Below are 22,767 nucleotides of genomic sequence, written 5' to 3' on the forward strand. Positions count from 1 at the left end.
CTCAACAATCAAAGACTTACGAGCGGATACCGCCGAAAACCACGATTCGCGCGCACTGCCTGCCCGTCCCCTGTGGAAAAAGCGGCCCGCGTGGCCCCCCTCCCTCAAGGCCCGCGCTGTTGCCCGGCCGATTCGACTTGCGGGGGGGACGGGGGGAACAGGACAGCACGGCGGCCGTGTGACGGCGTGCGCCGACTGCTGCGCGCATCGACGCACGCACCGGAAACCCGAATACAGGGCCGCTACGCGGCCGGAAAGAATGAGGTAAGGGGTACGGCCGCACGGCGGCCGCATCGGCTGAGAGGGCGTCACGCTGCGGCCCCTTGCCGCGCGTCGGTCGCCAGATCCTCGCGCACCGAGACGTGCAGTCCGAAGCCGACCAGGCGATCCAGCGAGATCGGGGTGAGGTACGGCACGCGCCGGGTGTAGATGCGCCGCTCGACTTCCTTCTCGCCGACCACGACGCCGGCGTGCTTGAGCTGCGCCTTGAACACGCGGTCGGATTTGACCGGCAGGCCGTTCCACTTGTCGCGCAGCGCGCTCGTGTGGGCGATGTGATCCATCACGTGGCCAGTGCGCAGCAGCAGGCAGAACTCCCCGTCGACGGTATCGAACGTGAATGGGTGCTTGTAGTTGCCGCCGTCGATCTCCGACAGCACGGTTTCCATGATCCAGACCCACGGTTCCCGATCCGCGCTCGTTTCGCGGATGTGACCGTTCATCTCGGTGAGCAGGTCGCGCGCGAAGTCGCCTTCGCTGGGATCCATGCCGGCGAACTCGCACAGGTAGCGCCAAGCGAGCGCGACCGCCGCGTAGTTGCCGGCCATGCGTTTTGCGCCGTCGTCCTCGCCGCTCGCGCGGCAGTTGGCCAGCGCCTTGTCGCGCAGAGTCGCGTACTGGTCGCCCACGGCGCGCTTGTCCAGGCTGGCGAGGAATTCGAGCCACTGCCGAACCGGGAAGCGGGGCAGGTCGTCGGGCATGAGCGGGCCGCGCTTGCCGGTCAGAGTCGTGCGCACGAGCTTGCCGAGCAGGCTGCGCACGGGCACGTCTTCGCCGGCCAGCATCACAGGCGCGCACAACAGATATTCGGTCATGTCGCTGCCGCGACGCGTCACGGTGTACTGGTAGTTTTCCTGCAGCAGCCCGACGGCCTTGTCGATCACGTCCTGCCGGCGTGCCGACAGTTCCTCCCAACCGACCGGATGGCTGGTGTGGCTGATGCTGGTGAGCAGGCGGAACTCGGTCTGCAGCGACTGCCCGGAAAACATCGTGAACGCGAGTGAACGCTCGAGCCGTTTGATGAGCGTCGACTTACCTGCGCCTTTGTTCGCCTGGATGGTGATGTGCGGCCAGAAGCCGAGCAGCGCCTTCAGGTGGCCGCCGAGCGCCCACACGAGCGGGATCGTCGCGGCATTCTGCTTGAACGTCGCCTGGTACGCGGCGATGACGCGGCGCGCGTCGCTGGCCGGGCCGGCCGGGAAGGTCAGGTTGTGATACGGGCACTGCTTGTCGGCTTCGGTGAAGTAGCAGTCCGGGCCTTCGTTGACGATCAGGCGGCCATCGCGCCAGGCGAGCCCGACGAAGTTTGCCGCCTGGCGCGCACCGAGGTCGGCGCCGCGCTCGAGGATGTTCACCATGCGTTTGAATGGCGCCGGCGCCCAGATCGGGCCGAACTTGCCCCACTGGTCGACGTTGTGGAGCTGGTCGTCGAGCATCACGCGGCGCACGAGCTGCGCGCCGTGGCGCGGTGCCTGGACGGCCACGGCGAAGTAGACCGTGGGCGCCTGGTCGGCGTCGCCCGTCATCGTCGACGTCGCGCTTGCGACCGACACGCGGCTGATCCCGGCAATGCGGAAGCCGCACAGATCCGTTATGACCGGCGTTTCGACGCCCGAGTCCTCGTTACGATCCATCTTCGTGATGTAGCTGGTGAAGTCTGGCCGCACACGGAAGCGCCAATACTGCGCGAAGTCGTGCGAGGGCAGGAAGATGCGCGGCCGGCCGCGACGCGTGGCGTCGCCGGCCAGGCCGGCGATGAGCCAGGGCTCGAGCTGCTCGAGCGCGCGCGACAGTTCGGCCGGGCCACGCAGCTGCAGGTAGTCGTTGACGTCGTTGATCGGCTTGGCGATTTTCTCGCCGTCCGCGAGGTCGGCCAGCCAGCCGGACTGGTCGACGAGCACGGCGCTGATGTTGAGCGAGGTGAGCCGCTCGTAAAGCGTCCATGCGGCTTCCGGGCCGGGGCGATGGCCGGCGCGCGGATGGCCATCTGCGAACGGCTCGTCGTTGTCCAGGCAGACGATGACTTGTTTCCCGCGCAGGAACGTGAAGTCGATGTCGTCGACGTTCGCCAGGCCGCGCAGTGCGAGGGCGGCGGTGCCGGGCATCGCACAGGTGTCGATCGACAGCGCGTTGATCGCGCTTTCCACGATGATGACGCGCTTCGCCTTGTCGAGCCGGCGGGGATCGGCCGTCCAGCCGTAGCCGGCCTTGTCGCCTTGGGTCTGCGTCTTGACGCCACCGTTGAGCGTCGGATCGACGTAGCGCATGTCGACGGCGACGACCCGCGCATCGCCCGATGCGCGGACGATGAACGCGGCGGCCGGGCCGGCGTGGCCGACTTCGCCGGCGGCGACCTTGGTGCTCGTCCACGTGTTGAAGCCGAGCGTGCGCGCGGCGATCGCGGCGTCGATCGCGCCGGCGGAAATGCCACGGCCGCCCAGGTATTCGCGCACCTGGTCGCGTTCGGCGAAGCACCGATCGGCGATGTATTCGACCGTCGTTTTTTCGCGGCGCTCGGCCGGCGCCTGCCGATCGAGAGGGATGCCGTACGCGTCGTGCAGGTAGCGCACCGCGTCGGCGACGGTGCCGCCGCGCGCATGGATGACCAGGTCGATGCACGAGCCGCCGGCGTCGGCGCTATGGTCGCGCCAGCCGGTGCCGTGCTTCGGGTGGTTCACGTAGATCGACAGGGACGGGCTTTTGTCGCCGTGCTGCGGCGAGTGGTACAGCGCGCGGTCGCCGCCGCGACCTCGCTTCAAGCCGAGGCGATCGGCGAGGTCGTGCAGGTCGATGCGTTGTTTAAGTTCGTCGATCGAGGCCATCGTTATTGAATTTGATGCAGGGAGAGGGCGGCAGGGTTGCCGGGTGTCGCGGGGCTGTCGACGATCGCCTTCAGCGCGGCGGCCGACGAAGGGAATCCGAGCGCCAGACGATCGCCGAGCAGGGTGACGAACAGCGCGATCGTTGCGACGCGCCGCATGCTGCCGGGCGCGTGGTCAAAGCGCAGGGCATCGGCGGCCGCCGAAATGGCGGCCGCGAGCGCTGCGTCGTGAGGGGTGGTCGTGTGCGTCATGCTGCGGCGTCTCCGAGGATGTCGTGATGGTTTTGCTGCAGGCGTTGAACGGCGTGCTGCAGCGCGTAACGGGACGCCGTCGCCTGCTCGAAGATCTCGCGCAGTCGGCGGCGGTTGCGATCCGCGTTCGATGTCGCGTTTGCGACTGCTGCGGTGGCCGTCGCGCCGTGGCCGATGCGCATGCCCGATATCAGGTGCGTGACGATCCACTTTTCGGGGTCGCCGTCGCGCACAAGCGGCTCGGCATGAATGCCGAATGCGGCGTCGGCACTGTTCGGGATGAAGACGTGATCGCCGGTGACAGTGCGCAGACCGGCCGGCGTCAGCAGTTCGTAGCGGATTGTCGGTTCGTGTTTCATGCGTTCCGCCCGTCAGGTTGATCGCTAACAGTCGCGTGCGACTCGTCGAGCGTAGTGGCCGCAAACCACTCGGTGCCATTCCAGCGGGCAAAGTGGCGAATTTGCTGATGCATATGGTCGCCCTCCTAGACGTTGAACATCGGGATCGGCTGATCGCGCGTCCAGCGCCGGATGATTTCAACTCCAACAGCGCCGACTACTTCGCCAGCGTCGCAGTCGCCAAGCGCGACGGGCAGGAATTGCGCGACGTACCAGTACGCCGCGAGATAGTCGTCGGAGAAGGTGGACAGGCGGTCAGTGTCGAATTCGAATGCGAAGGTCTTTTTCATTGCGTCACCCCTGCTTGTCGGCGAACAGCACATCGACGATTTCGCGCGCCAGTGCTACCCAGGCGCGAGCGCGCGGGTTCTCGAGCTCGACGACGTCCGCGTTTGGGTTGGCGAGCTCGAATCCGTGGTGCGACATGAGCTTCGCGACGATGACGCGAACGCACTGCTCGCGATCGAGTTTCGGCAGGAACGGATTGAAGCGTCGCACCGCGATCCAGAATGCACGAGCACCTTCATCGACCGTCATGCGATCGGCGACCGTGATACGGCCGTCAACGTGGAGGATGACGTCCGGGTCGTTCCAAGCTGAATTGGCAGTGGCGCAGAAGTACATATCGCGCGGTATGTCGATGGCATTCACGATTTCGAATTTTTGGGCGTTCATGTCATCACCCCCGCGGCGGGACGGTGACGGCGAGCGCCACGATCAGCGCGAGCAGCGCGCCGGCGCCGATCGACAGCGCGACCAGGCGCGAGCGGACGTTGCAGCGCTGCAGCGCTGCGTCGGCGCCGCGCGCCAGGCCGGCGCCGGCGGAAATGAGCATCAGCAGGACGCTGACGGCGAACAGGTAGTCGTTCATGGTGGATCCTCGGTTGGTGTTCAGTGGTCGGTGTCGCCGCTCGCGAGGCGCTTGAGGTCGCGCGGCGGCTGTGATGCGGCGCGGCTTGCATGTGCGCGCGCAGCGGATTCGATAGCGACGCGCACGGCTGGCCGGCGCATGGATTGGTCGTAGTCGCCGACCATCCGAAGCCGGCGCCAGGTCGCGCGCAGCTCGATCTCCGTGAGGGCGGGACGCATGGCGCGGACGCTCAGTGCAGCCATGCGAGGATCGGTGTGCCGTTCGCGTGATCCCAGGTGACGTGGAACCCGAGCGCGGTCGCCGAGCGCACGAACACGTCGGCGCGCACGTCGGCCAGGGAGATCTTCTTGAGGTAGGCGACGCGTTCGTCGTAGGACATCGATGCAGCGAGCGCGGCGAGCGGAGCGTGGATCAGCGTTTGCATGCGGCCTCCAAAAAATTTCAGGCAAAAGGAGTCCCCCGCGCCCGCGAGAGCGGGAGCGATGGGCGTTCAGCGAAAAGGCGGGTTAGGGCTTAGGCGTCGAGCAGCGGAAGCTGACGCGAATCGGCCGGGAGCCGATCAACCTTGCCAAGCGGCACATAGACGTGCGGATTCGGCGAAAGGCTCGGCGCGATTGTGTGGACGGTCGCGACGTGGATCTTGTAGGTCGTCGCGCATTCGATGTTGGTGCACTGGCAGTACGCCTCGCGGACGAGCGCGGACAGTGTGCGGCTGGTTCGAATGACGGCGCGGCTGCCGCAGTGGTGACACTTCAATTTCATCGTGACTTCCTGTCGGAGACTGCCGCGTTAGGAACGGCTGGTGTTAGGGACGACGTAGAGAGCCCGGTCTCGTCCGGTGAGGCGACGCGCACCTTGGCGTAGTCGTCGCTTCACGAGCCATTCGGCCGCCTGCTGAATCGTCGCGAGACCTTCCTGCTGGCGCACGCGCTCGAGTAGTTCGGCGTCCTGCTCGGTGAATGTGATTTCGAGTTCGGGCATGGAATCGGCTGCTTCTCAGTTGCTGCCTTTAGCCGCGCTCGTGGGCTACATTGCCCGATGGCAACAAAGCCTCTGCGGCTTCGCGCAAAACCATCTGGCGAATCAGCGTGGCGGTTTGCTCGCCCTGGTAGTTGGCGAGCGCAGTGATGAGGGCGTATTCGTAGTCGTCGAACCGCACCATCAGGCGTCTTTCACGGACGCGCTTGGGATCCGGATACATGGTTGTCACCTCGGGTTCAGCTTGCGGAAACGTTGCCCGTGGTGTCCTCAAATGAGGACATCTTGGCGAGGTAGAGGGGGAGCCCTTCGAGATAGATGAGGCGCGCGAGGCTCGACAGGGAGCGCCGTCCTTGATGGCCGAGCAGCTCGAGCTGGGCTCGTTCTGCAGGAAGGAGGCGCAGCGAAACGGTCTTGCTGGACATGACGCCCGGCGGCGCACGCCGCGGGCCTTTGTGGGTAGTCATGGCGGGTATACTCAATTTCGATAGTGCTTCACTAGGGATAGGTGAAGTGTAAGGTAATCAAAACGAAACCGCAAGATGTCGGATAACTCAATCGGAAACCGTCTGAAAGATGAGCGGATGCGCATCGGCCTGAGCCAAGCGGAATTCGCGGCGCTCGGAGGGCTCGGGAAACAGGCGCAGCTCAACTACGAATCCGGTGCGCGATCGCCTGACGCGAACTACCTTGCCGCGCTCGCCAAGGTCGGCGTCGACCCGCTGTACGTGATAACCGGTGAGCGTGCGCATCCGTCGACGGTGCCGGAAGACGAGGCCGCGCTGCTTGAGGGGTTCCGCCAGTTGAACGATGTTGGCCGTACAGCGGTGCAGGCGTCGATCAACGGCTTCCTGCTCGCCGGCGCAATGACGATTTCCGGTGAGCCCGCGAAGCGACTCCCGAGGCTCGCTGAGAACCGTGCGGCGAAGCTGGATGAAGTCGCGCTCGAGGCGCTGAAGGACGCGCAGGCCGACGCGCAGCTTACGAAGCGTGTGCGGTCGCCGCGGAAGAGCGGCGGAAAAGCTCAGGACTGACGAAGAGAATCTGCGGCGCGCTCGAGTGCCGCCATCGCCGCTTCCACTTCGCTCAACACGTCGATCGTCGTCACGGCGATCGATTCACCCACTGGCTGCTCGCACAACGCTGCGAGTTCACGATCGAAGCGCGCTACAACATCTCGAAGCTGCGCGCCGTAGCGTGTGAGCCGGAATCCATCACTCCCCGACCTGCGAACCATCAGCGGTTGGCCGAGCACGCGCTCGAGCGCGGACACCTTTTCGCTCACGGTGGGCCGCTGCAGGCCCATCGCCTGCGCCGCCTCAGAAATGCTGCGATACCGCGCGATCTCGCTATACGAGCGCAGCAAATTCCAGTTGAGCCGAGGGGGAGTCGTCCGGGAAACCATGATTCAAGCGAGAGTTGTTATTGGCCGTGATGCGCCATTCGCATTGGCAGAGGGACGGGTATTCCGGAGACAGCCAGCAAAAGTTAGGCGATTTCCTAACTTTCAGAGGGCTTTCTCCTACATTCCAATCGTATGAAAAAAGCACGAGAATGGTGCAGCGTTACAGCACCCGTGAATGCCGTGTCACGTCGTAGCGCCTCTGAAAATATCCGAAGAGGAAGCCGCAGTGAGTAACAAGCCGCAAGACCCGCAATTCCAAATTGAAACAGCCGAGGACGGGGTAATCCGACGCTGTACCGACGCCACGATCGCCGCTCGTTCTGTGCGCGGCAACGCCACTGTAGCGGGGAACCGCGAAGCGCGTGCAGTGCGCGAGCTGACAGCAACCGAGCGTGCCGCGTTGCTCGCGCAGGTAACGAGCGTGATGTTGAGCCTGTCGAACATACGCAATTTGCTACTGACGTAACGTCGCGCTCACTCCGAGGTGTCGATCTCCGGCACCTCGCTGGCCTTGACCTCGAGGTCAAGATCCGACGTGTAACCGCCGTTACCGTCGATCGTGTGCGTGATGCGCGCGACGATCCACTTGCAATCGTCGATGACACGTTTGTAACCACGCACGGTTACAGGTAGCTCTGTCATCAGCTCGGGCCTTCCCAGCGCGAGGACGATGCTGAATTCCGCAACTCCCCTCTGTAACTTCTCCCATTCCGCCTTCGCCGCGCGCGTTGCATTCCCCTTGTTCGCATACGTGTGCCGTAACGTCTTGACGTTCTCGGCCGTGCCGAACAGCACGTCACCGCTCTTGTCGATCGGTTTCTTTTTCGTCGTGCGTCGTCGGCGCCGCTTAACTGTTGTCGACTGTTTCTTCGCCGTGCGCGTGTTCAGGTAGTACGCCTGGACGCCAGAGTACGTATCTCGATCGGCGACGGTGAAGTTGTGCCGATCGCCGACGTCGCGCGTGATCGTGACCGCTGGCATCGGCTTGCCGCTCGCAGTTGTCGCCTCGCCCGCTTTGATAAACAGCAGCATGTCGTTCTTCACGGTCGCAATCGCATCGAACATTTTCGCCAGGCGTGACAGGAGGTTCGCGTCGGATTCTGCAGTCTGGTCGATGTGGTCGACGAGCTGGCCGTCGAGCGCCTTCGTGATGCGTGCCTGGATCCCATTCTGGCTCGCAATCGCGCGCACGATCGCTCCGACCGTTTGCCGGTGCCACGACCGCTCTTTCTTGATCGAGAGGCCGGCGCGCAAGTCGGCGCTGCGCGCGCGGATCGTCAACACGTCGGGCGTGCCGGAGTGCCCCACCTCGTCGACGACGAACACGCCTTTTTCCACGAGGCCGTTAGCGGCGCCGGCCCAGCCGATCGCGACCTTCAGTTTCACGCCGCGATTCGGGATCTCGAGCGCGCCGTCATGGTCGTCCAGGCTGATGTCGAGCTGATCCGCGTCGAAACCGCGGTTGTCCTGCAGGGTCATCGAGATCAGGCGGCCGTCGAACTTCCGCGATATGTCCTTGCCGTCGAGCGTGATCGAGTAGATCGCGCGCGGCAGGCGGTCGTCGGCCAAGACGACTTTCTGCACCAGGTCGGCGCCCGGAATGTCGGAGAGGTTCATAACGAGATCGCCCCCTTGATCGCGTCCGTCACGATGCCGAGCATGTCCAGATCGTCCGATCGCGTGAGCGCGATCGTGAATTCGATCCGCCTGGCAGCGCCGTCCGAGAAGAAGAGCGTGCGCGTCGTGCTGATGCTGTCGATCGTGAACATGCCGTAGATGTGCCCGGTGCCCTCGATCAAAGGCCAGGACGTGTGTTGATCGGCCATCAACTCCAGGACGGACAGGGAAAGGTCGCCACCCGTCAGCTCGGGCAGCAGCACGCCGGAAAGCTGGATCGTTTCGTCGTCCTCGCCTGCAAACTGCCGTGCGGGCCGCTTGCCGACGCGGTTGTTGCTTGCATACCGCCAGCCCCGTTTCCGCTGCAGTTCCTGATACGGCAGGGTCGACAGGCTGAACACGAACAGCCCGAGCGCCATCATCATGACTACCTCTCCTTAATCCCGATCGCGCAGGCGCGAGCGTTCGCGCGCGGCCTGTGCGGCCTGTTCCTGGCGAATAACCTGGCGAACCTGCTGCGCAAGCGCCTCGACGTCCATCCCTGGCGCCGCGTACACGTTGATCGTGACCGGTGCCGATGCCGCCGGCGCACGCGCTGCGGACGACGCGGCCGTGAGCGGGGGCCGGTTGTCGACGGTGAGCGGCGCACCGCCGGCGATTGCCGCGCCCGTGATGCTGATGCCGGCGCCGGCGGCGACGATCCGCTTGCTCACCTCCAATACGGTCGATAGCGGCCCGTCCTGGCCTTCGCGCAGCCCCTGCTCGAGCCCGGCCATCGTGAAGCCGCCGAGCGCGGCGAACACGCGGCTCGGCGAATGGATGCCGAGCTTTTCCTTGAACCAGCCGATCACGCTTTCGCCCGCCGACTGGATTGCGGTCTTCACGTTGCTCAGGCCGTTCGTGATCCCATCGGCGAGCCCCTGCAGAATCTGCCGACCGAACGTCGTGAATTTCGTCGGCAGATCGATCCCGAACCAGGACAGCACGCCGGCGAATGCGCGATAGAACAGGCCGACCGGCGACCAGTTGAGGATCAGCGCGCCGATGCCGACAAGCCCACCATCGAACGCGGCACGCGCGCCACGCATGGCGGCTCCAAACAGCCCAGCCAGAGCGCCTATGCCGCGTACGAGCAGCGTGAGCGGTAGCAACGCGACGCGTAACGCGGAGTCGACGACGTAACCGAACCCACTGCCGGCCGCACCGGCCGCTTGCAGCCTATCGGCGATCGCCGACGCGCGCGACGATAGGTTGTCGAACCATCGCGCCGCGGTCGATACCGTCGACACGAGCCAGTCCCACACTGGCTTCGCTGCGGCGAGCACCGGTGCGAGCGACCGCAGGGCTGATGCGATCCCATTGGCGAACCCCTGCAGGATCGACTGGCCGAACGTCGTGAATTTCGCCGGCAGGTCGATGCCGAACCAGGAGAGCACGCCGGCGAACGCGCGATAGAAGAGGCCGACGGGCGACCAGTTGAGGATCAGCGCGCCGATGCTGGCGAGCCCATCGTCGAACGCGGCACGCACGTCGCGCATGGCATCGCCGAACAGCCCCGCGAGTGCGCCAATTCCGCGGGCAACCAGCGTGAGTGGTCGCAGCGAGAAGCGAAGCGCTGCACCAAGGATCTCGCCGAACCGTCTGCCCGCCTGGCCTGCAGCCTGTAGTTCGCCGGCCGTTGTAGAAGCGGGCGACAGCAGGCGCTCAAACCAACCGACGACGGCGGATACCGCAGACACGAGCCAGTCCCACGCCGGCTTCGCTGCGGCGAGTGCGGGGCCGAGCGGTGCCAGTGCTTCCGCGAACGCTGCACGGAGAGGGGCAAGGGCCGACGAGATTCCAGCGAACATGCCGGCGAAGAACGCCTTTATCGGTTCCCAATACTTCACGATCAGCACGGCCGCGAGCGCGATCGCGGCGGCGACCAACCCGATCGGCGACGTGAGGAATGCGCGCCCGACGAGCACGAGCGTTCGGCCGAGTACCTGGAACGACGCCGCAGCCAAGCGCACGCCCACCGACAGCAAACCGCCTCGCATGCCAAGCATCGTCAGGCCGTATCGCACGATCGCCATCGGGCCGATGACACCCGCGAGCGCGATCGTCAGCGTGCCGAGGACGGCGAGCAGCACGCCGAGGGCGGCGGTACCGATCGCGACGGCACGCGTGAAATTCGGATATTCCTTCGTGAACCCGAGAATCCGATCCAGGATAGTTGCGGTGATCTCGAGCGCCCGGTTGTAGACGGGTAGCACCTGCTCACCGATCTCGGTACGCAAGTTGCGCACCTTCGCCAGCGCGATCAGCTCCTTGCCTTCGGTCTGCTTTTGGCCGAGCACATGCATCTCGTCGATGCCGTACGCGCCGGCGTTGAGCTTCTCGTTCTTGTGAATCTGCTCGCGCTGCATGTACATCGTCGAGAAGAGGTTCGCCGCAGTTCGATTCGTGAAGATTGTCGAGATCATGTCCTTCACTCGGTCGGGATCCGTGATCCCTTTTGCGGCGAGCTTCGGCAGCAGCACTTTCTCGAGCCACTCGAGCGGCGATGCCTTGAACAAGTCGCCGCCGGTCAGCGCGCCCGGCTTGATCTCTTTGATCGTCCCGATCTTGGTGTCGACGACCTTCTTCCTGTCGAGCAGGCCGAGGTCGATCATCTGGTTCGCGGCTCGCTTTGTGGTCTTTCCCTGGTACGCGTTGCTGTACGCAGACATGAGGCCCGTACCGACCTGGTGTCCGCCCATTTCCTGAATGAGCGGTTCCATCTGGTAGTAGAACGCGTCCTGGCGCATCTGCTTTGCAGCGACGCCGCCTGTCTGGATGAAGTTGCGCCACTCGTCGCCGCCGACCCGGCCGCCCGTCGCCGACAGCACCTTCTGAACCATGTTCGCTTCGTTACGAAACGCTGCTTCGCTCTTGGTGCCGCCCCGCAGCTCGATCACCTTGAGCATGTTCATGAACTTCTCTTCGTTTTCGTGGCCGTCTTCGCCACCGAACATCGCTTCGTTCGCGAACTTCATTTTTGCGAGGGTCGGCATGACCATCTGCGCGTGATGCTCGTCCGCGAAAATCGAGAGAGCGTCGCGCATCAGTGTCATGTTGTCGGACGTGGTCGTGCCTACCGACTTCATCGCGCGCACGTACTGCTCGGCGTCCCGCGTGGCTTGGGCGCCGAGGCCGAGCGCTTCAATACGGCCGCGCTCGTTCTGGACTTTCTTCGCTTCGGCCATCGGCTCGCGCAGATCGTTCAGGATGTGCGAACCGGTCGCGCGCGCGGCATAGCCGCCGATCGCCATTTCGGCCGCGGCGCCGCGCGCGTCCTGCATTTTCGTGCGCGCGCTGGCGATGCGCCGCTGCCGGTCGTTCATTGCGTCGAGGCGACGGGATTGTTCCGACAGCGTCGCGTTCGTGGCCGCGACGTTCGAGCGCAGCGTGCGCTGATGTTGCGCCAGATTCCGCGTGCTGATGCCGCTTTCTGAGAGGCTCGAGCGGACGCGGTCGAGGCGCGCGCGCTCCTGGTCGAGCTGTGTGGTGAGCGCCTTCGCGGCGCGGGCGGCCTGCTGATGCTCGCGCGTGAGAGCCCGCGAGGGCTTCTCGGCGGCCTGCATTTCGCGCGCGAGCTGGCGCATGCGTTCTTGCGCGGAGCGCGCCTTGGCTTCAGTCGCCTGCATGCCGCGGCGCAGGTCACGGAATTCGCCGACACGCTTCTGCGCGTCGCCGAGTTCCTTGAGGCGCGCGCGCGTGTCGCGCAGATTGTTCACGAGCTGCCGATTGCTACCGACAACCTGCTTGATCGGCCGGCTCGCCTGGTCGAGCGCCTTGAGGACGACCTCGAGGCGCAGAGAGCGGCCGGCGCTCATTCGTCGCCCCGTTCGTAACGGACGCGCGCACGCTCGCGCCAACCCATCAGTTCAGGCAGGGGCATGGCGTCCATGACGGCGGGCGTCCAGTTGAACACGAGGGCGATGTCAGCCATCACGTCGTCGACGTCTCGCGGGATGCGTCCATTTTCGACGAGCTGGGCACCAAAAAACCGGCGACTTCCGTGCCGAGCTGCACCAGGTCGGCCGGATCCAGTCGCATGACGTCCTGCTCGGTCAGCGTCGGAATGCTGATGCGTGGGATAACCTTCGACAGCGCGATAACGTCGAGCTGCAGCACATCGGTGAGCGTGACGCCGCGCAGCGCGCCCGAGAGCGGTTTGGTCAGCGTGACCTCGGCGATCGTCTGCTCGCCGCGTTGGATCGGCGTATCGAGGGTGACGCTTGCGGATTGGTTTTTCTGCATGGTGTGGTTCCTGGTAGGAGAGGGGTTAGCGGGCACAGTGAGCTGGCCCGCCAATGCGATTACAGGCCGATTGCGCTGCGTTGCTGCGCCAGGCGATCCTCGCCGCCGACCATTTCGACGAAGTTGACGAAGTCGATCTCGACGAGCGTTTCGCCGTTTACGACCAGCCGGTAGTACGAGAGGGACATCGAGCCCTTCTGCTCGGCGTTGTCGCCAGCCTTCGCAGTGCCTTGTTCGATCTCCTTGTAGCGCCCGCGCACGTACACCTCGACGGCGTCAACATCGCCGGTGTCGTCGCGTTGGTAGGCGCCGGCGAAGCGCACGGTGACACCGTCGTGCTTGGACGTGCCCCAAGTCTTGAACGTGGCAGCGACGAAGCCGCCCATCGTCACACCGAGCTCGAGCTTCTCGTTGCCAAGGTCGATATCGACCGGGCCGTTCATGCCGCCACCGCGATATTCCTCCATCTTGCGCGACAGCTTCGGCAGCTCGATCTCGGGCACCTGGCCGACGTACGAGACGCCGTCCTCGAACACGTTGAAAGCCTTCAGTTTGGATGGCAGAGCCATTGCGATTTCCTATGGTGAGCGGGCGCCGTCAGACGGCGATACTTTCCGCGAACTTGAGCAGGTAGCGGTCGGTGATCCGCTGGCGGAACGTCAGATCCTCGAGCGGCGGAACCGGGCAGAAGTCGTAGTCGAGGAAGCCCTGGCCGGCCTTCAACGAATCCTTGTCGTTGGCGGACGGGTCGAACCAGCATTGACCGTCGATGATGTAGCCGGCGGTTTTCCACGAGCGGAACCTCGCGTTGACGCTGTCGACGATGTCACGGATCAGCGTTCGGCTCATGGGCTTGTCGACCGCCCACATATGCGCCTCGGCCATCGTGTCGGCGATCACCTGTGCGGTGCGCACGTAGTTCTCAAACGCCCACAGCTTGTCGGCGGAACAGGTGCGCGAGCCCCAGAAGCGGTAGCCGTCTGCGTTCACCAGCGTCGTGACGTCATGACTGTTGAGGTAACCCGCGTCAGTGTTCGGATCCTGCAGATCCCAGAACACGTCGCGGCTGATGCCGGTGACGCCGTTGACGGGCACGTTGGAGATCGTCTTGTGCCAGCCGATCTCTTCGTCGATCTTCGCGCGCATGCCGAGCGCGCGGGCCGTCGCCCAGGTGATGTCTTCCGCGTTCTTCGAGGTGTTCCAGTTCACGAAGTCGGGCCAGATCGTCATCAGCTCGCGTTGCCCGAAGTTCTGGCGGTACGCAGTCACGTCCTCCTTCGTTTTCGAGTCGCCCGCACTGACGTAGCCGAAGCCGCGCAGCTTCTGCGCAATGGTCGCCAGTTCGGTCGCGACCGGCAGCGTATCGAGGCCAGGACAGCCGAGTACGCGCGGCTTCACGCCGAGCTTGCTGTTGGCCGCGAGCAGCGCCTTCATGCCTGTGTACTGGCCGTCCGCAGTCGTTCCGCCGATCACGGCCGAATTCGTCTCGTCGGCGCTTTTGCCGCTCGGCACACGCACGGCGACGATCACGGGCGAAGTCTGCGCTGCGATCGCGTCGAGGGAGCGCGCGAGCGTGCCCTTCGTGCCGGCCTTGCCGATCGCGGACTGGACGTTCGTGATGAGAACCGGACGGTTCTCGGGGAAGGTGGACGCATCGGCATCGTCGCCGGTGCAGACCATACCGATCACGGCCGTACTGACCGTTCGGATGGGGCGCGTTCCGTCATCGACCTCGATGACGCGTACGCCGTGGTGGTAATCGTTAGGCATGCAATCTTCCGGAAGTGAGCGTCCTGAAAGATTGCCCTTCGCGCGCGCGGAGATCACGTGCGGGAGGTTGTACACGGAAGCGGCACAACCGAAACAGCCGCCGGCGCGCGATCGCCGGCGGCGGCTGCAGCGGTAGTTACGCGGCCGCCGGCAGCTCGTCGAGTTCGGCCAGGCGCGCGCTCGCGATCTCGTGATACGCGGGCTCGAGTTCGCAACCGATCCAGTTCAGGCCGGCGCTCTTCGCCGCGGCGAGGAACGTGCCCGACCCGGCGAACGGATCGAGGACGACGCCGCCAGCCGGCGCCAGGCGCACGACGTCGCGCGCGAGCTGCGACGGCTTCTCGGTCATGTGGCGTTTCGGGTGCGCGAGTCGTTCAGCGAACACGCCGGGCAGATACACGTCGGCACGGCGCACGGCGCCCTTCGTGGCCCAGACCAGGAACTCGGACTGTTGCGCGAAGCCGCCCGCGCGCGGCCGAGTGCGGCCGCCGGTTTTGTCCCATACGGCGACGCCGCGCCAGGTGAACCCGGCCGCCTGGATGGCGTCCGTCAGGCTCGGGAGCTGGCGCCAGTCGACGAAGCACGCCAGATGCGCCTCGTTGCGGCAGACGCGATAGGCTTCAGCGAGCCACGTCATGCACCAGAACGTCCAGGATCGTTGGTCTTTGTTGTCGTGCTGGAAGTCCGGATACACCGTCTTCGTGTCGGTTCGGACGTACTTGCTGGATGGCGCTTGGCTGCGTGTGGCGCTCGTCGTGCCGCCGGACGAGTAGGGCGGATCAGTGAAGACCAGGTCAACACTGTCGTCGGGCAGCTCGCGCATGACGTTCAGCGCGTCCGCGCGGTGGAGTCGGTTGATCAGTTCAGCGGGGATGTTGTGTTGCATGGGGCGGTTCCCTTGTCGGAGGCTCGGTGGCCTGCGGGTAAGGGGCGCTCGGCCCTCATGACGTTCATCGCGCCGCAGCGCGGGCATTTGATGTTGAGCCGGATGTACTCGCCGGCGCCGAGTTTGCGGTTACAGCTTCCGCAGCGAATGTCTTCCATTGGGTGATTCCTGCCTGTGCTAGGATGCCGGCGCCTCTCGAGAGGTGTCGCGGCCCTGGCCAATCCTGCAGGTCTGCTCTGCGGGTGCGGGGCGTGCAAGATGTTCCTGCATCTCGCACGTCGCCGCGTCCTTTCCTTCCTACGTCGCGTTACGCGACGATCTCCCCATCGGCGAACATATACCGGTCGAACGTGCCGTAGGGCGCCGGCACGTCGGTAGTCTTGCTGTCGCCCTCGGGTTTCGGCTCGACCAGGCGCTTCTGGACATACGCGAACGCGCCCTCGTTGTCTTTCGGCATACCCGAAACGGAAATCGACTGACCGCCCTGCAGCGGAAGCTTGCCCGCCTTGAACGCTTCTTCCGAGACGTAGCTCTGGACGGTCGCGATCGTCACTTTCGCCGTTGCATCGATCGATACGTTGCCCACGACGTGGTAGCTCACCGGCGCGCCGGTCGATTCCAGAACGAGTGCTTTCTTGATTGCCATGTTGTTCCCTTCTCAGTGTCAAAGTGGGCGGATGCCCGGTTGTTCAAACTCGTCAGCGCACTGTTACGTGCCAGGTGCCGCGGGCCATTCGATATTCGGAAACCCGGGCTGGTCGGGCAGGTCGCGCAGTTCGCGGCGATACCGCAGGACATCGCGGTATTGCTCGTCGGTCAAAGTGGTGGCGATTCCTTCGTCAACCTGGTCGCGATGTCTCGTGACGATGCGATCGCTTTCATCGAGCAGGCGCTTCCGCTTCCTTCGTGCGACGTCGAGAACTTCCTCGATCGAGCGCGGCCGATGCTCGACGAACGCGGGCCGGCCCTGCTCACAAAGCGCCATGCACTTCCCCTGCGACTGCCCGTCGAGCAGCGCGGCATGGTCGTCGTCACTGATTTTGACCACCCCTTCGGGAATCTCGGCCTTCGAGTGAAACGCCTCGTCGTAGAAGGAGACGATGCGCCGTTCATCGTCCAGTCGTGCGTATTTTTGTCCCATGTCACCACCCCATTGCAGTCCAGAAGAAGCCGTTAATTCGTCCGGATCCAGACGATTGAACGAACGGTTGCCATTGATCGTTGTTCCACCACACGGCCTGAACCCACTCGTCTGATTGAATCGTGGCGCTCGTATTGCAGCCCGTAGCGTTGAGGCTCACGATCGCGCCGGGGAATCGAACGGGGAACGTGATCGCGCCCGGAGCCCCTTCGCCCATGTCGCCGCCCACATAGCCCCATTGAATAATGAAGCCGCTAGGGTGGCGCCAGAAACCGTTTCCGCTTCGGTTGAATGCAAGATCAAGGCTCCCGCCAAAGAGGGCGCTCAAATACTTTCCAGCCCACTGCATCCAGATGTCGCCGTTGCCCTGGTAAGTCGATCCGCCGATATGGAGCGTGCCGTTATCCTCGAAGAAGGCCGGCACGTTGTTGTACGCGCTGTTTATGAGTTCGAGGCCGCCACCGCGTCTCGCACGCAAGAACGTCACCCACCCGTCCGCTGCACGCATCCCGATATCTGCATCCCACCCGTCCTTCGCGAGCGTCAAGCGCCCCGTCATCGTGTCGCCGCCGCGATTGACCTTTGCATTCGGATCGAAGGTATTCTGATCCCACACTCGTGCGCCGTTCACATAGAAGCCGCCTTTGACGTCCCACTTGCCCGCGCGGAAGTCGTAGTAGCCGTTCACCGATCCGTCATAGGCTTTCATCCCCATGCCGTTCCAGCCGAACATCGCGAAGTTGTGCTTGTCGTATGCTGCGCCGTCTCCGTTGCCGATCTCGAAGCCATTCTTCGACCCGCCGTATGACTGCACGTACAGCGCGGCCTGCATCGTGCCGCCGACGTTCTTGTCGAGCGGGGTGAGGTTCATGCTGTCCCACGGCGTCGCACCAGCGAATGATGGGCGCTTCATGAAGCTCACGACTTGATTCCCGCGCGAGATATCGAGCACACGGCTCTGACCGACACCGTCGTCAGCCCATGCGGTCACTGCAAAATCATCCGTGTCCGTCTTTCCGACGGCGAAGCGCGTCTTTGCGCCGTTCTTGAAGTAAATGGTCGCCCACGAAGATCCGCCGTCCACTGCGTATCCACGCCCGCGAATCAGTCCTTCTGCATTGAGAATGGAACCGTCGTCGGCCGCGCCTCCGATCAACACGCGACCGCCGTTCGGCATCAACCCCATATTCCCTGCTGCAATGCCCGCGCCGCGTGTAACGTAAAGCACGTCCTTTGAGCTGCTATACGCATCGTTTACGGTGCGAATCGTGAACGCGCCGTCGCCGCCATGAAGAACTTCCCATTGCTTCTGATCGACTGCGCCGCCTTCACGACGCAGGAGGAGCGACGTTTGGCTTGTTCCGCCACCATTGGACGCGATGAGCGCTCCGACGCTACTAACCCCTTTGACCGAACCGCCAGCCGACAGACCCTTGGCCACGTTGACCGCGCCACCGAAATTCGCGCCTGCGCCAGTTCCATCGATCGCCACGACGCCGTCGTTAAGCCCCCACTGGAAGGGACGAAAGGCATTGCCTGCGCCGTACTGATCCTTCGCGGCTGTCTGCATGAGGAACGCATTGGCCCCGTCTGCTCGCAGAAAGACGCCAAAGTCGCCGTATGCGATACGAAGCCCGTTCGGGCTCGTTGACTGGAGTTCGCCCGTAAACCGAGCGTTGCCAGCCCCGCGCAGCGCGGTAGAACCGTCGTCCGCGAGCCCGCCCAGCGTCATCCGACCGCCCGGAAAGAAGCGGGCGACTTCGGCCTTGCCTGCAATCAGTTGCAATGTGCCCGTCGCGCCTTCACTGCCAACCGAAACGTTGCCGTTGGAGCGAAAGTAGCCCCACGCAGCATCACTGTTCACCCATGCGGTCGTCGCGCCGTTGCCGAAACGATGCAAGCCGCGCGTGCTCGCGTTGCCCGCAACCTGCAACATGCTGCCGTCGTCGGCTGGCTGGCCGATCAGGACGCGATTATTTTGATAGCTGCCGTCGACGGCAAGAAACCGCATGGTTTCTCGCCCGTTGTTCGTGACCGCAAACACGCCGTCGGAAATGTGGAAAAAGCCAGTGTCCGGCGCGCCGTCGTTCACGAACGAATATCCGGGTCTGCTCACGGTGCCTTCGGCGGCAAGAATCTGCCCGGACATGGTGATCCCGGTCGTTTGCGCCGGGTTCGGCAGGTTCCGCGAATGCCACACCTCGCCATTGCCGACGAACAGGTTCTTTGTCGCGAAATCGAAAGCGAACATCGCGTCGGCAGACGGAAGATAGAATCCGGCCTTCGTGGCGCTAGCGAAGAAGTAGCCTCCGCTCGGGCCGAGGAGTACGTGCCCCTCGTTTCCGCCATTGCTAACGTTGAGATCGCCCTTGACGTTCAAACGACCGCCGACGTATGTCCCGGCCCCCGTGTCGTCGAGCGACAAGACCCCAGTGGCGACGTTGACCGTGATCGGCCGGAAGTCGTTCCAGGATGCACCGTATCCGCTGCCGTTCGAGAGCAGCACGTAGAAATTCGATCCGTCGTTTCGCAGCAGCACATCCTTGCTGTTCATCAACCGGAAGTTCGCACCACCTGCGTCGAGCCCGCCGGAGGAAACCCCACCACTGAAGGCACCATTGCCACCGACCTGAAACGCATTTGCGGTGTCATCGTTCCGATTGCCGACGACGATCCGGCCACCGTACGTGATCCGCATGGCGCGAACCTGATTCGCGTCGCTGTTGGAGTCGTTCGGCGCGCGGTTGATCCAGAAATCCAGGTATTCACGACCCCACGTACCCGCGTCGTAGCCGGCGCGCATCGACGCAATGAACCGTTTGTTGGTGTCCGCCGTTCCGGCTGCGAATGTCCCGTGGAAGCGGATCTTCGCCTCGCGATTCAACGCGCCGGATGCCCCGGCAACGGTGAGCTGCGCGTCCTGGTCGGTCGACGTCGACGTGATGCTGACGGGGCCGGTGAGCTGCGGGCGCACGAGCGGCGCATATCGTGAGGCTGCAGTCTTCGGCGTCACGGCGCGCGTGTCGTCTGTGCCGTCGTCGACTTCGGCTTGCGTCGCCAGCTCGACGACGCCCTTGCGCTCGGTGGTCGCCGGCGGATTGAGGAACGACGTCGACCCGAACACCAGTTTCGACACGTCGATCGAGGCGAACACAGTATCGGCAGCCAGCAGCAGCATCGAGGCCGGCGCTTTTTCGAGGATCGGATCGTTCTGCACATAGACGCCGAACAACACGCCGTTGTCCAGGTAAAGCCCGAACCCGTACAGCTTGTACTGGTCGACGCTGTCGTCCTGGATCACGATGTGGATCGTGTCCTTCGCAACCGTGTCGCCGCCGAACGTGGTGATGCGCTTCAGCTCACTCGGCAATGCGGCCATGTCCGGCTTGTACGCGAATGGTGCCGTGGCGAGGCCAATCTGCGTGACCTGGCGCGCAGTGGTTCCGGTGTTGCCGGGCGCCACCAGTGCGGCGCGGCCGGCGTCCGTGATGTAAATGAGGTTTCCAGCCATGTCGGTTAGTCCGTGAGAGAAAGGCGGCGGTAGACGGCCGCGCGCACGCCGCACGCGACGCCGATCGAGCCGTGCATGCTGAAGCCCTGCGTGAAGGTGTAATGGGCCGTTCCCCGCTTCGCGCGATCGACCTCGGCCCGGATGTCGTTGACGTACTGCGCGGTGGCCGGCACGCCGTCACGCGCACCGACCGTCATCACGATCTCGAATGTGCCCGGCACGCCTCGCGGCGTTTTCTCGAACCACTCACGCATGACGACGTTCGCGCCGAACGACGCGCAGACGTCGCGAACAGCGTCGGCCGTGCCCTTTTTGCGGGCGATTCGGATCGCGGATTTCACGCGCGCGCGCTTCACCTGCTCGGGCCATTCATCGCGCCAGGTGTCGACGCCCATGTGCCAGGCGAGCCAGGGGAGGAAGCGCAGCGGGATGCGTTCGGGATCCATCAGCGTGTCAATCTCGACCGGGATGTCGAGAACGTCCGCATTGGTTTCAGCCAGGCGCCGCTCGAGCGCCGTCGCGTTCCGTGGCAGCAGGGAGGGGGCGAACTTAGTCATCCGCGACCCCGCCGTCCTTCAGTTCGATTCCCGTGCAATACGGTGCCTGGTCGATTGCGATCGGCACGCCTTCGGCCGGCGTGTCGAGCAGCACCTTCTGGACGCCGGCGACGCGCATCGACGCGTACAGGCCGTCTTTCGTAATCTCGGAGCCAGGGCGGTGCATCGATTCGGCGAACTGTTGCGTCCTTTTCTGCGCTTCTGCGAGCGCGACCGCCCGATCCGGGCCATCGAAGAAGCGCAGCGTCGCGCGAATTGCGTACGGGACGATCTTCGCGCTCTGCACGATCACTTCGTCGGCCTGCGGCCTCTTCTTCTCGAGCGTCTTCTTGACGATGTCCAGCAGCTCCTGGCTGGCAGTGCCGTCACCTTCGCGCGACAGAACCGTGACGATCATTACGCACGGCGACGGGCTGTAGGCGGTGGCCGCTTTCACGCGCCCGTCAGCGGCGCGCGCATGGAACACGTATGCGTCCGTAGGCCCAGCGACGGAAAAGCCGCGAGGCGCGAGCTGGATGCGTTCGCGCAGGCTGTCGTCGTCCTCGTAGACAGGATCGATTCCCTCATCCAGGTTGCCCGGCGAGATCTGCAGACGGTCGACGTCGAAGAGAGCGCCGATGTGCTCGAGCGTGGTGCGTTTCGCGTACGCGAGCAGAATGCCGCGCGCCTTCTCGTTCATCAGCGCGAGCAGGAGCATTTTTTCGTATGCGGCTTCCTGCAGCAGCTTCACCATCGGCTCGGATTCGAGCTCGAGCGCGGCCGCGATCTCGGCCTGCTGTTCCTTGGGGTACAGCGACACCAGGCGTGCCTTCTTTTCGGCCAGGATCGTTTCGTAGTCGAGTTCTTCGACGATGTCCGGGGCCGGGAGCTGAGACAGATCGATCGGCGTGGTTCTCATGCCGCACCTCGCCCGTTCGTCGCCGGCAGACGCATCGAGAAGGACGCGCCCGCGCGCGGGCCGTCCGTGCGGTCGCCTTGCAGCTCGAGCACGGCGCCGCCGTCGATGCCCGTGCTATCGAAGTCGACCTGGTTGATCTGGATGCGGGGTTCCCAGCGGGTAAGGGCCATGACGGTCGCAGCCATGACGCGCATGCGCATCACAGGATTGACGGGGCCGTCGATCAGCTCGGGAAGAAGCGAACCGTATTCACGGCGCATCACGCGCGTGCCGAGCGGCGTGAACAGGATGTCGGCGACGGACTGCTCGATATGGGCCTGGCCGGCGATCGCGCGCCCGGTGCGTGCGTTCATGCCGATCATGCGGCACCCGGAATAGGTTTCGACGTGGGAGCGAATTCGCCTTGTGCCTTGTGCGGGTGTTCCACGAGGCTGACATTCCGCGAGCGTACGTCGACGTCAGCAGTCACCGCGCCAGTGAAGTGCGCACTACCCTGAATTTCGATAACGGAGCCACCGCCGCTCGCGCCGCGCCCATCCTTGCCGGTCGCGCCCGATTCGAACGTAAGCGGCCCCTTCACGAGTAGCGCGCCGGTCACGGTCGTATCGTCCGCGTCGAGCGTGACGGATTTCGCTTTGACGGTCGCAGTGTTGGTTTCGACCGTGACGCTGCCGGGTGCGACGACATGCACGGTCGCGCCAGCCGGCAGCTCGGCAGAGAGCGCGTGCGTGGCGAAGTCGTATGTCACGCGGGCGGTGTCGGGGTAGACGCGGACGTGCTGCGTCGGGCTGGAGCTGGGCGCATCGTGGCCGTCGCAGTAGACGCCAGGGAGGAAGAGGGCGGTCGTCGGCTCGCCAGACGGGCAGAGCAACAGCCCCGGCTCGCCGATCGAGGGCGGATCCCAGGTGATGCTGCTGCCGGTGCGCGGTGTGAGCCAGCGGATCCAGTCGGTTTGCAGGCCACCCGATTCAACGCGCACGCGGCGGGCGTCGTGGTCAACGGCGATCACGGTGCCCTCGCGAAGCATGCTCTCGAGACGGCGGTTCAGGTCGGCAAAATCATCCATGCGGCGAGGATGCCGCGCGCGCGGGAGGGGGTC

31 protein-coding genes are annotated in these 22,767 nt (G+C 64.4%); 2 read left to right on the top strand and 29 right to left on the bottom strand.

All coding sequences use genetic code 11. The features are described 5' to 3' along the window. Nucleotides 1-308: 308 nt before the first annotated feature. The 12 genes from PQB87_RS00890 to PQB87_RS00945 form a co-directional block, all read right to left on the bottom strand. Nucleotides 309-3,101 (bottom strand): toprim domain-containing protein, encoded by a 2,793-nt coding sequence (locus PQB87_RS00890; protein WP_489242461.1) that lies wholly within the window; start codon nucleotides 3,099-3,101, stop codon nucleotides 309-311. 2 nt (nucleotides 3,102-3,103) lie between these two features. Next, nucleotides 3,104-3,352: a hypothetical protein gene (locus tag PQB87_RS00895; protein WP_489242462.1), complete on the bottom strand. Its 249-nt coding sequence runs from the start codon at nucleotides 3,350-3,352 to the stop codon at nucleotides 3,104-3,106. After that, the gene (locus PQB87_RS00900) at nucleotides 3,349-3,711 is read right to left on the bottom strand and encodes a hypothetical protein (protein ID WP_489242463.1); all 363 of its coding nucleotides are present in this window, start codon (nucleotides 3,709-3,711) and stop codon (nucleotides 3,349-3,351) included. The genes PQB87_RS00895 and PQB87_RS00900 overlap by 4 nt, the downstream gene beginning before the upstream one ends. 125 nt (nucleotides 3,712-3,836) lie before the next feature. Continuing rightward, the gene (locus PQB87_RS00905) at nucleotides 3,837-4,040 is read right to left on the bottom strand and encodes a hypothetical protein (RefSeq protein WP_489242464.1); all 204 of its coding nucleotides are present in this window, start codon (nucleotides 4,038-4,040) and stop codon (nucleotides 3,837-3,839) included. Between the two features lie 4 nt (nucleotides 4,041-4,044). Next, nucleotides 4,045-4,425 carry a hypothetical protein gene (locus PQB87_RS00910; protein WP_489242465.1) on the bottom strand — a complete coding sequence of 127 codons (381 nt, stop codon included), beginning with the start codon at nucleotides 4,423-4,425 and terminating at the stop codon, nucleotides 4,045-4,047. A 4-nt stretch (nucleotides 4,426-4,429) separates the two neighbouring features. Further along, entirely contained in the window at nucleotides 4,430-4,621 is a 192-nt protein-coding gene (locus PQB87_RS00915; RefSeq protein ID WP_226229778.1) for a hypothetical protein, read from the bottom strand. Between the two features lie 20 nt (nucleotides 4,622-4,641). Next, nucleotides 4,642-4,839 carry a hypothetical protein gene (locus PQB87_RS00920; protein ID WP_059688398.1) on the bottom strand — a complete coding sequence of 66 codons (198 nt, stop codon included), beginning with the start codon at nucleotides 4,837-4,839 and terminating at the stop codon, nucleotides 4,642-4,644. A gap of 11 nt (nucleotides 4,840-4,850) precedes the next feature. After that, nucleotides 4,851-5,045 carry a hypothetical protein gene (locus tag PQB87_RS00925; protein WP_059688399.1) on the bottom strand — a complete coding sequence of 65 codons (195 nt, stop codon included), beginning with the start codon at nucleotides 5,043-5,045 and terminating at the stop codon, nucleotides 4,851-4,853. An 89-nt stretch (nucleotides 5,046-5,134) separates the two neighbouring features. Continuing rightward, the gene (locus tag PQB87_RS00930; RefSeq protein WP_059688400.1) at nucleotides 5,135-5,383 is read right to left on the bottom strand and encodes an Ogr/Delta-like zinc finger protein; all 249 of its coding nucleotides are present in this window, start codon (nucleotides 5,381-5,383) and stop codon (nucleotides 5,135-5,137) included. A 27-nt stretch (nucleotides 5,384-5,410) separates the two neighbouring features. Continuing rightward, complete coding sequence (locus PQB87_RS00935) at nucleotides 5,411-5,602, bottom strand: hypothetical protein (RefSeq protein WP_059688401.1); 192 nt, start codon at nucleotides 5,600-5,602, stop codon at nucleotides 5,411-5,413. Nucleotides 5,603-5,630: 28 nt separating this feature from the next. After that, entirely contained in the window at nucleotides 5,631-5,822 is a 192-nt protein-coding gene (locus tag PQB87_RS00940; RefSeq protein WP_059688402.1) for a hypothetical protein, read from the bottom strand. 16 nt (nucleotides 5,823-5,838) lie between these two features. Continuing rightward, nucleotides 5,839-6,066: a hypothetical protein gene (locus PQB87_RS00945; protein ID WP_226161370.1), complete on the bottom strand. Its 228-nt coding sequence runs from the start codon at nucleotides 6,064-6,066 to the stop codon at nucleotides 5,839-5,841. Between the two features lie 75 nt (nucleotides 6,067-6,141). On the opposite strand from PQB87_RS00945, the gene PQB87_RS00950 reads away from it, so the two are divergent. Next, a complete protein-coding gene (locus PQB87_RS00950) occupies nucleotides 6,142-6,633 on the top strand; it encodes a helix-turn-helix domain-containing protein (protein WP_059688403.1) in 492 nt (163 codons plus the stop codon). Here PQB87_RS00950 and PQB87_RS00955 read toward each other — a convergent pair. Continuing rightward, nucleotides 6,624-7,004 (bottom strand): LysR family transcriptional regulator, encoded by a 381-nt coding sequence (locus tag PQB87_RS00955; RefSeq protein ID WP_321966491.1) that lies wholly within the window; start codon nucleotides 7,002-7,004, stop codon nucleotides 6,624-6,626. The two genes, PQB87_RS00950 and PQB87_RS00955, sit on opposite strands and share 10 nt — an antisense overlap. A 226-nt stretch (nucleotides 7,005-7,230) precedes the next feature. Here PQB87_RS00955 and PQB87_RS00960 point away from each other — a divergent pair, with 226 nt between their 5' ends. Beyond that, nucleotides 7,231-7,470: a hypothetical protein gene (locus PQB87_RS00960; RefSeq protein ID WP_226161366.1), complete on the top strand. Its 240-nt coding sequence runs from the start codon at nucleotides 7,231-7,233 to the stop codon at nucleotides 7,468-7,470. Between the two features lie 8 nt (nucleotides 7,471-7,478). On the opposite strand, the gene PQB87_RS00965 is transcribed toward PQB87_RS00960, so the two are convergent. From PQB87_RS00965 to PQB87_RS01040, 16 genes are all read right to left on the bottom strand, one after another. Further along, entirely contained in the window at nucleotides 7,479-8,621 is a 1,143-nt protein-coding gene (locus PQB87_RS00965; RefSeq protein ID WP_060286226.1) for a phage late control D family protein, read from the bottom strand. Then, nucleotides 8,618-9,046: a phage tail protein gene (locus tag PQB87_RS00970; RefSeq protein WP_059688406.1), complete on the bottom strand. Its 429-nt coding sequence runs from the start codon at nucleotides 9,044-9,046 to the stop codon at nucleotides 8,618-8,620. Before PQB87_RS00970 ends, PQB87_RS00965 begins: the two co-directional genes overlap by 4 nt. Nucleotides 9,047-9,058: 12 nt before the next feature. Further along, nucleotides 9,059-12,478, bottom strand: a complete 3,420-nt coding sequence (locus tag PQB87_RS00975) for a phage tail tape measure protein (RefSeq protein WP_489242466.1) — start codon at nucleotides 12,476-12,478, stop codon at nucleotides 9,059-9,061. Next, on the bottom strand, nucleotides 12,475-12,594 hold the full coding sequence (locus tag PQB87_RS00980; protein ID WP_226161360.1) for a GpE family phage tail protein: 120 nt from the start codon (nucleotides 12,592-12,594) through the stop codon (nucleotides 12,475-12,477). Before PQB87_RS00980 ends, PQB87_RS00975 begins: the two co-directional genes overlap by 4 nt. Further along, a complete protein-coding gene (locus tag PQB87_RS00985) occupies nucleotides 12,594-12,905 on the bottom strand; it encodes a phage tail assembly protein (protein ID WP_489242467.1) in 312 nt (103 codons plus the stop codon). The genes PQB87_RS00980 and PQB87_RS00985 overlap by 1 nt, the downstream gene beginning before the upstream one ends. A 59-nt stretch (nucleotides 12,906-12,964) precedes the next feature. Continuing rightward, complete coding sequence (locus PQB87_RS00990) at nucleotides 12,965-13,474, bottom strand: phage major tail tube protein (protein WP_060222653.1); 510 nt, start codon at nucleotides 13,472-13,474, stop codon at nucleotides 12,965-12,967. Nucleotides 13,475-13,502: 28 nt separating this feature from the next. After that, a complete protein-coding gene (locus tag PQB87_RS00995) occupies nucleotides 13,503-14,675 on the bottom strand; it encodes a phage tail sheath protein (RefSeq protein ID WP_489242468.1) in 1,173 nt (390 codons plus the stop codon). A gap of 136 nt (nucleotides 14,676-14,811) precedes the next feature. Beyond that, nucleotides 14,812-15,561: a DNA-methyltransferase gene (locus tag PQB87_RS01000; protein WP_226161354.1), complete on the bottom strand. Its 750-nt coding sequence runs from the start codon at nucleotides 15,559-15,561 to the stop codon at nucleotides 14,812-14,814. Then, nucleotides 15,534-15,719 (bottom strand): Com family DNA-binding transcriptional regulator, encoded by a 186-nt coding sequence (locus tag PQB87_RS01005; RefSeq protein ID WP_226161352.1) that lies wholly within the window; start codon nucleotides 15,717-15,719, stop codon nucleotides 15,534-15,536. The genes PQB87_RS01000 and PQB87_RS01005 overlap by 28 nt, the downstream gene beginning before the upstream one ends. A gap of 149 nt (nucleotides 15,720-15,868) precedes the next feature. Next, nucleotides 15,869-16,207 (bottom strand): hypothetical protein, encoded by a 339-nt coding sequence (locus PQB87_RS01010; protein ID WP_226161350.1) that lies wholly within the window; start codon nucleotides 16,205-16,207, stop codon nucleotides 15,869-15,871. Nucleotides 16,208-16,270: 63 nt separating this feature from the next. Further along, a complete protein-coding gene (locus PQB87_RS01015) occupies nucleotides 16,271-16,702 on the bottom strand; it encodes a tail fiber assembly protein (protein WP_060286230.1) in 432 nt (143 codons plus the stop codon). Nucleotide 16,703: 1 nt separating this feature from the next. After that, nucleotides 16,704-20,213, bottom strand: a complete 3,510-nt coding sequence (locus PQB87_RS01020) for a phage tail fiber protein (protein WP_489242469.1) — start codon at nucleotides 20,211-20,213, stop codon at nucleotides 16,704-16,706. Between the two features lie 5 nt (nucleotides 20,214-20,218). Beyond that, complete coding sequence (locus PQB87_RS01025) at nucleotides 20,219-20,770, bottom strand: phage tail protein I (RefSeq protein WP_489242470.1); 552 nt, start codon at nucleotides 20,768-20,770, stop codon at nucleotides 20,219-20,221. Beyond that, nucleotides 20,763-21,668, bottom strand: a complete 906-nt coding sequence (locus PQB87_RS01030; protein WP_489242471.1) for a baseplate J/gp47 family protein — start codon at nucleotides 21,666-21,668, stop codon at nucleotides 20,763-20,765. The genes PQB87_RS01025 and PQB87_RS01030 overlap by 8 nt, the downstream gene beginning before the upstream one ends. Further along, nucleotides 21,665-22,030: a GPW/gp25 family protein gene (locus PQB87_RS01035; RefSeq protein WP_489242472.1), complete on the bottom strand. Its 366-nt coding sequence runs from the start codon at nucleotides 22,028-22,030 to the stop codon at nucleotides 21,665-21,667. Before PQB87_RS01035 ends, PQB87_RS01030 begins: the two co-directional genes overlap by 4 nt. Continuing rightward, entirely contained in the window at nucleotides 22,027-22,734 is a 708-nt protein-coding gene (locus PQB87_RS01040; protein ID WP_321966501.1) for a phage baseplate assembly protein V, read from the bottom strand. Before PQB87_RS01040 ends, PQB87_RS01035 begins: the two co-directional genes overlap by 4 nt. Between the last annotated feature and the right edge of the window lie 33 nt (nucleotides 22,735-22,767).

Source organism: Burkholderia sp. KL41 (assembly GCF_057005415.2).

Bases quoted from the DNA above. Each gene is read 5' to 3' on its own strand.
- PQB87_RS00925 (WP_059688399.1), bottom strand. From the start codon at position 5,045: ATGCAAACGCTGATCCACGCTCCGCTCGCCGCGCTCGCTGCATCGATG.
- PQB87_RS00915 (WP_226229778.1), bottom strand. From the start codon at position 4,621: ATGAACGACTACCTGTTCGCCGTCAGCGTCCTGCTGATGCTCATTTCC.
- PQB87_RS01015 (WP_060286230.1), bottom strand. From the start codon at position 16,702: ATGGGACAAAAATACGCACGACTGGACGATGAACGGCGCATCGTCTCC.
- PQB87_RS00980 (WP_226161360.1), bottom strand. From the start codon at position 12,594: ATGGCTGACATCGCCCTCGTGTTCAACTGGACGCCCGCCGTCATGGAC.
- PQB87_RS01025 (WP_489242470.1), bottom strand. From the start codon at position 20,770: ATGACTAAGTTCGCCCCCTCCCTGCTGCCACGGAACGCGACGGCGCTC.
- PQB87_RS00935 (WP_059688401.1), bottom strand. From the start codon at position 5,602: ATGCCCGAACTCGAAATCACATTCACCGAGCAGGACGCCGAACTACTC.
- PQB87_RS00930 (WP_059688400.1), bottom strand. From the start codon at position 5,383: ATGAAATTGAAGTGTCACCACTGCGGCAGCCGCGCCGTCATTCGAACC.
- PQB87_RS00945 (WP_226161370.1), bottom strand. From the start codon at position 6,066: ATGACTACCCACAAAGGCCCGCGGCGTGCGCCGCCGGGCGTCATGTCC.
- PQB87_RS00950 (WP_059688403.1), top strand. From the start codon at position 6,142: ATGTCGGATAACTCAATCGGAAACCGTCTGAAAGATGAGCGGATGCGC.
- PQB87_RS01005 (WP_226161352.1), bottom strand. From the start codon at position 15,719: ATGGAAGACATTCGCTGCGGAAGCTGTAACCGCAAACTCGGCGCCGGC.
- PQB87_RS00890 (WP_489242461.1), bottom strand. From the start codon at position 3,101: ATGGCCTCGATCGACGAACTTAAACAACGCATCGACCTGCACGACCTC.
- PQB87_RS01010 (WP_226161350.1), bottom strand. From the start codon at position 16,207: ATGGCAATCAAGAAAGCACTCGTTCTGGAATCGACCGGCGCGCCGGTG.
- PQB87_RS01020 (WP_489242469.1), bottom strand. From the start codon at position 20,213: ATGGCTGGAAACCTCATTTACATCACGGACGCCGGCCGCGCCGCACTG.
- PQB87_RS01000 (WP_226161354.1), bottom strand. From the start codon at position 15,561: ATGCAACACAACATCCCCGCTGAACTGATCAACCGACTCCACCGCGCG.
- PQB87_RS00895 (WP_489242462.1), bottom strand. From the start codon at position 3,352: ATGACGCACACGACCACCCCTCACGACGCAGCGCTCGCGGCCGCCATT.
- PQB87_RS00990 (WP_060222653.1), bottom strand. From the start codon at position 13,474: ATGGCTCTGCCATCCAAACTGAAGGCTTTCAACGTGTTCGAGGACGGC.
- PQB87_RS00940 (WP_059688402.1), bottom strand. From the start codon at position 5,822: ATGTATCCGGATCCCAAGCGCGTCCGTGAAAGACGCCTGATGGTGCGG.
- PQB87_RS01035 (WP_489242472.1), bottom strand. From the start codon at position 22,030: ATGATCGGCATGAACGCACGCACCGGGCGCGCGATCGCCGGCCAGGCC.
- PQB87_RS00905 (WP_489242464.1), bottom strand. From the start codon at position 4,040: ATGAAAAAGACCTTCGCATTCGAATTCGACACTGACCGCCTGTCCACC.
- PQB87_RS00995 (WP_489242468.1), bottom strand. From the start codon at position 14,675: ATGCCTAACGATTACCACCACGGCGTACGCGTCATCGAGGTCGATGAC.
- PQB87_RS00955 (WP_321966491.1), bottom strand. From the start codon at position 7,004: ATGGTTTCCCGGACGACTCCCCCTCGGCTCAACTGGAATTTGCTGCGC.
- PQB87_RS00920 (WP_059688398.1), bottom strand. From the start codon at position 4,839: ATGCGTCCCGCCCTCACGGAGATCGAGCTGCGCGCGACCTGGCGCCGG.
- PQB87_RS00910 (WP_489242465.1), bottom strand. From the start codon at position 4,425: ATGAACGCCCAAAAATTCGAAATCGTGAATGCCATCGACATACCGCGC.
- PQB87_RS01030 (WP_489242471.1), bottom strand. From the start codon at position 21,668: ATGAGAACCACGCCGATCGATCTGTCTCAGCTCCCGGCCCCGGACATC.
- PQB87_RS00975 (WP_489242466.1), bottom strand. From the start codon at position 12,478: ATGAGCGCCGGCCGCTCTCTGCGCCTCGAGGTCGTCCTCAAGGCGCTC.
- PQB87_RS00985 (WP_489242467.1), bottom strand. From the start codon at position 12,905: ATGCAGAAAAACCAATCCGCAAGCGTCACCCTCGATACGCCGATCCAA.
- PQB87_RS00965 (WP_060286226.1), bottom strand. From the start codon at position 8,621: ATGAACCTCTCCGACATTCCGGGCGCCGACCTGGTGCAGAAAGTCGTC.
- PQB87_RS01040 (WP_321966501.1), bottom strand. From the start codon at position 22,734: ATGGATGATTTTGCCGACCTGAACCGCCGTCTCGAGAGCATGCTTCGC.
- PQB87_RS00970 (WP_059688406.1), bottom strand. From the start codon at position 9,046: ATGATGATGGCGCTCGGGCTGTTCGTGTTCAGCCTGTCGACCCTGCCG.
- PQB87_RS00900 (WP_489242463.1), bottom strand. From the start codon at position 3,711: ATGAAACACGAACCGACAATCCGCTACGAACTGCTGACGCCGGCCGGT.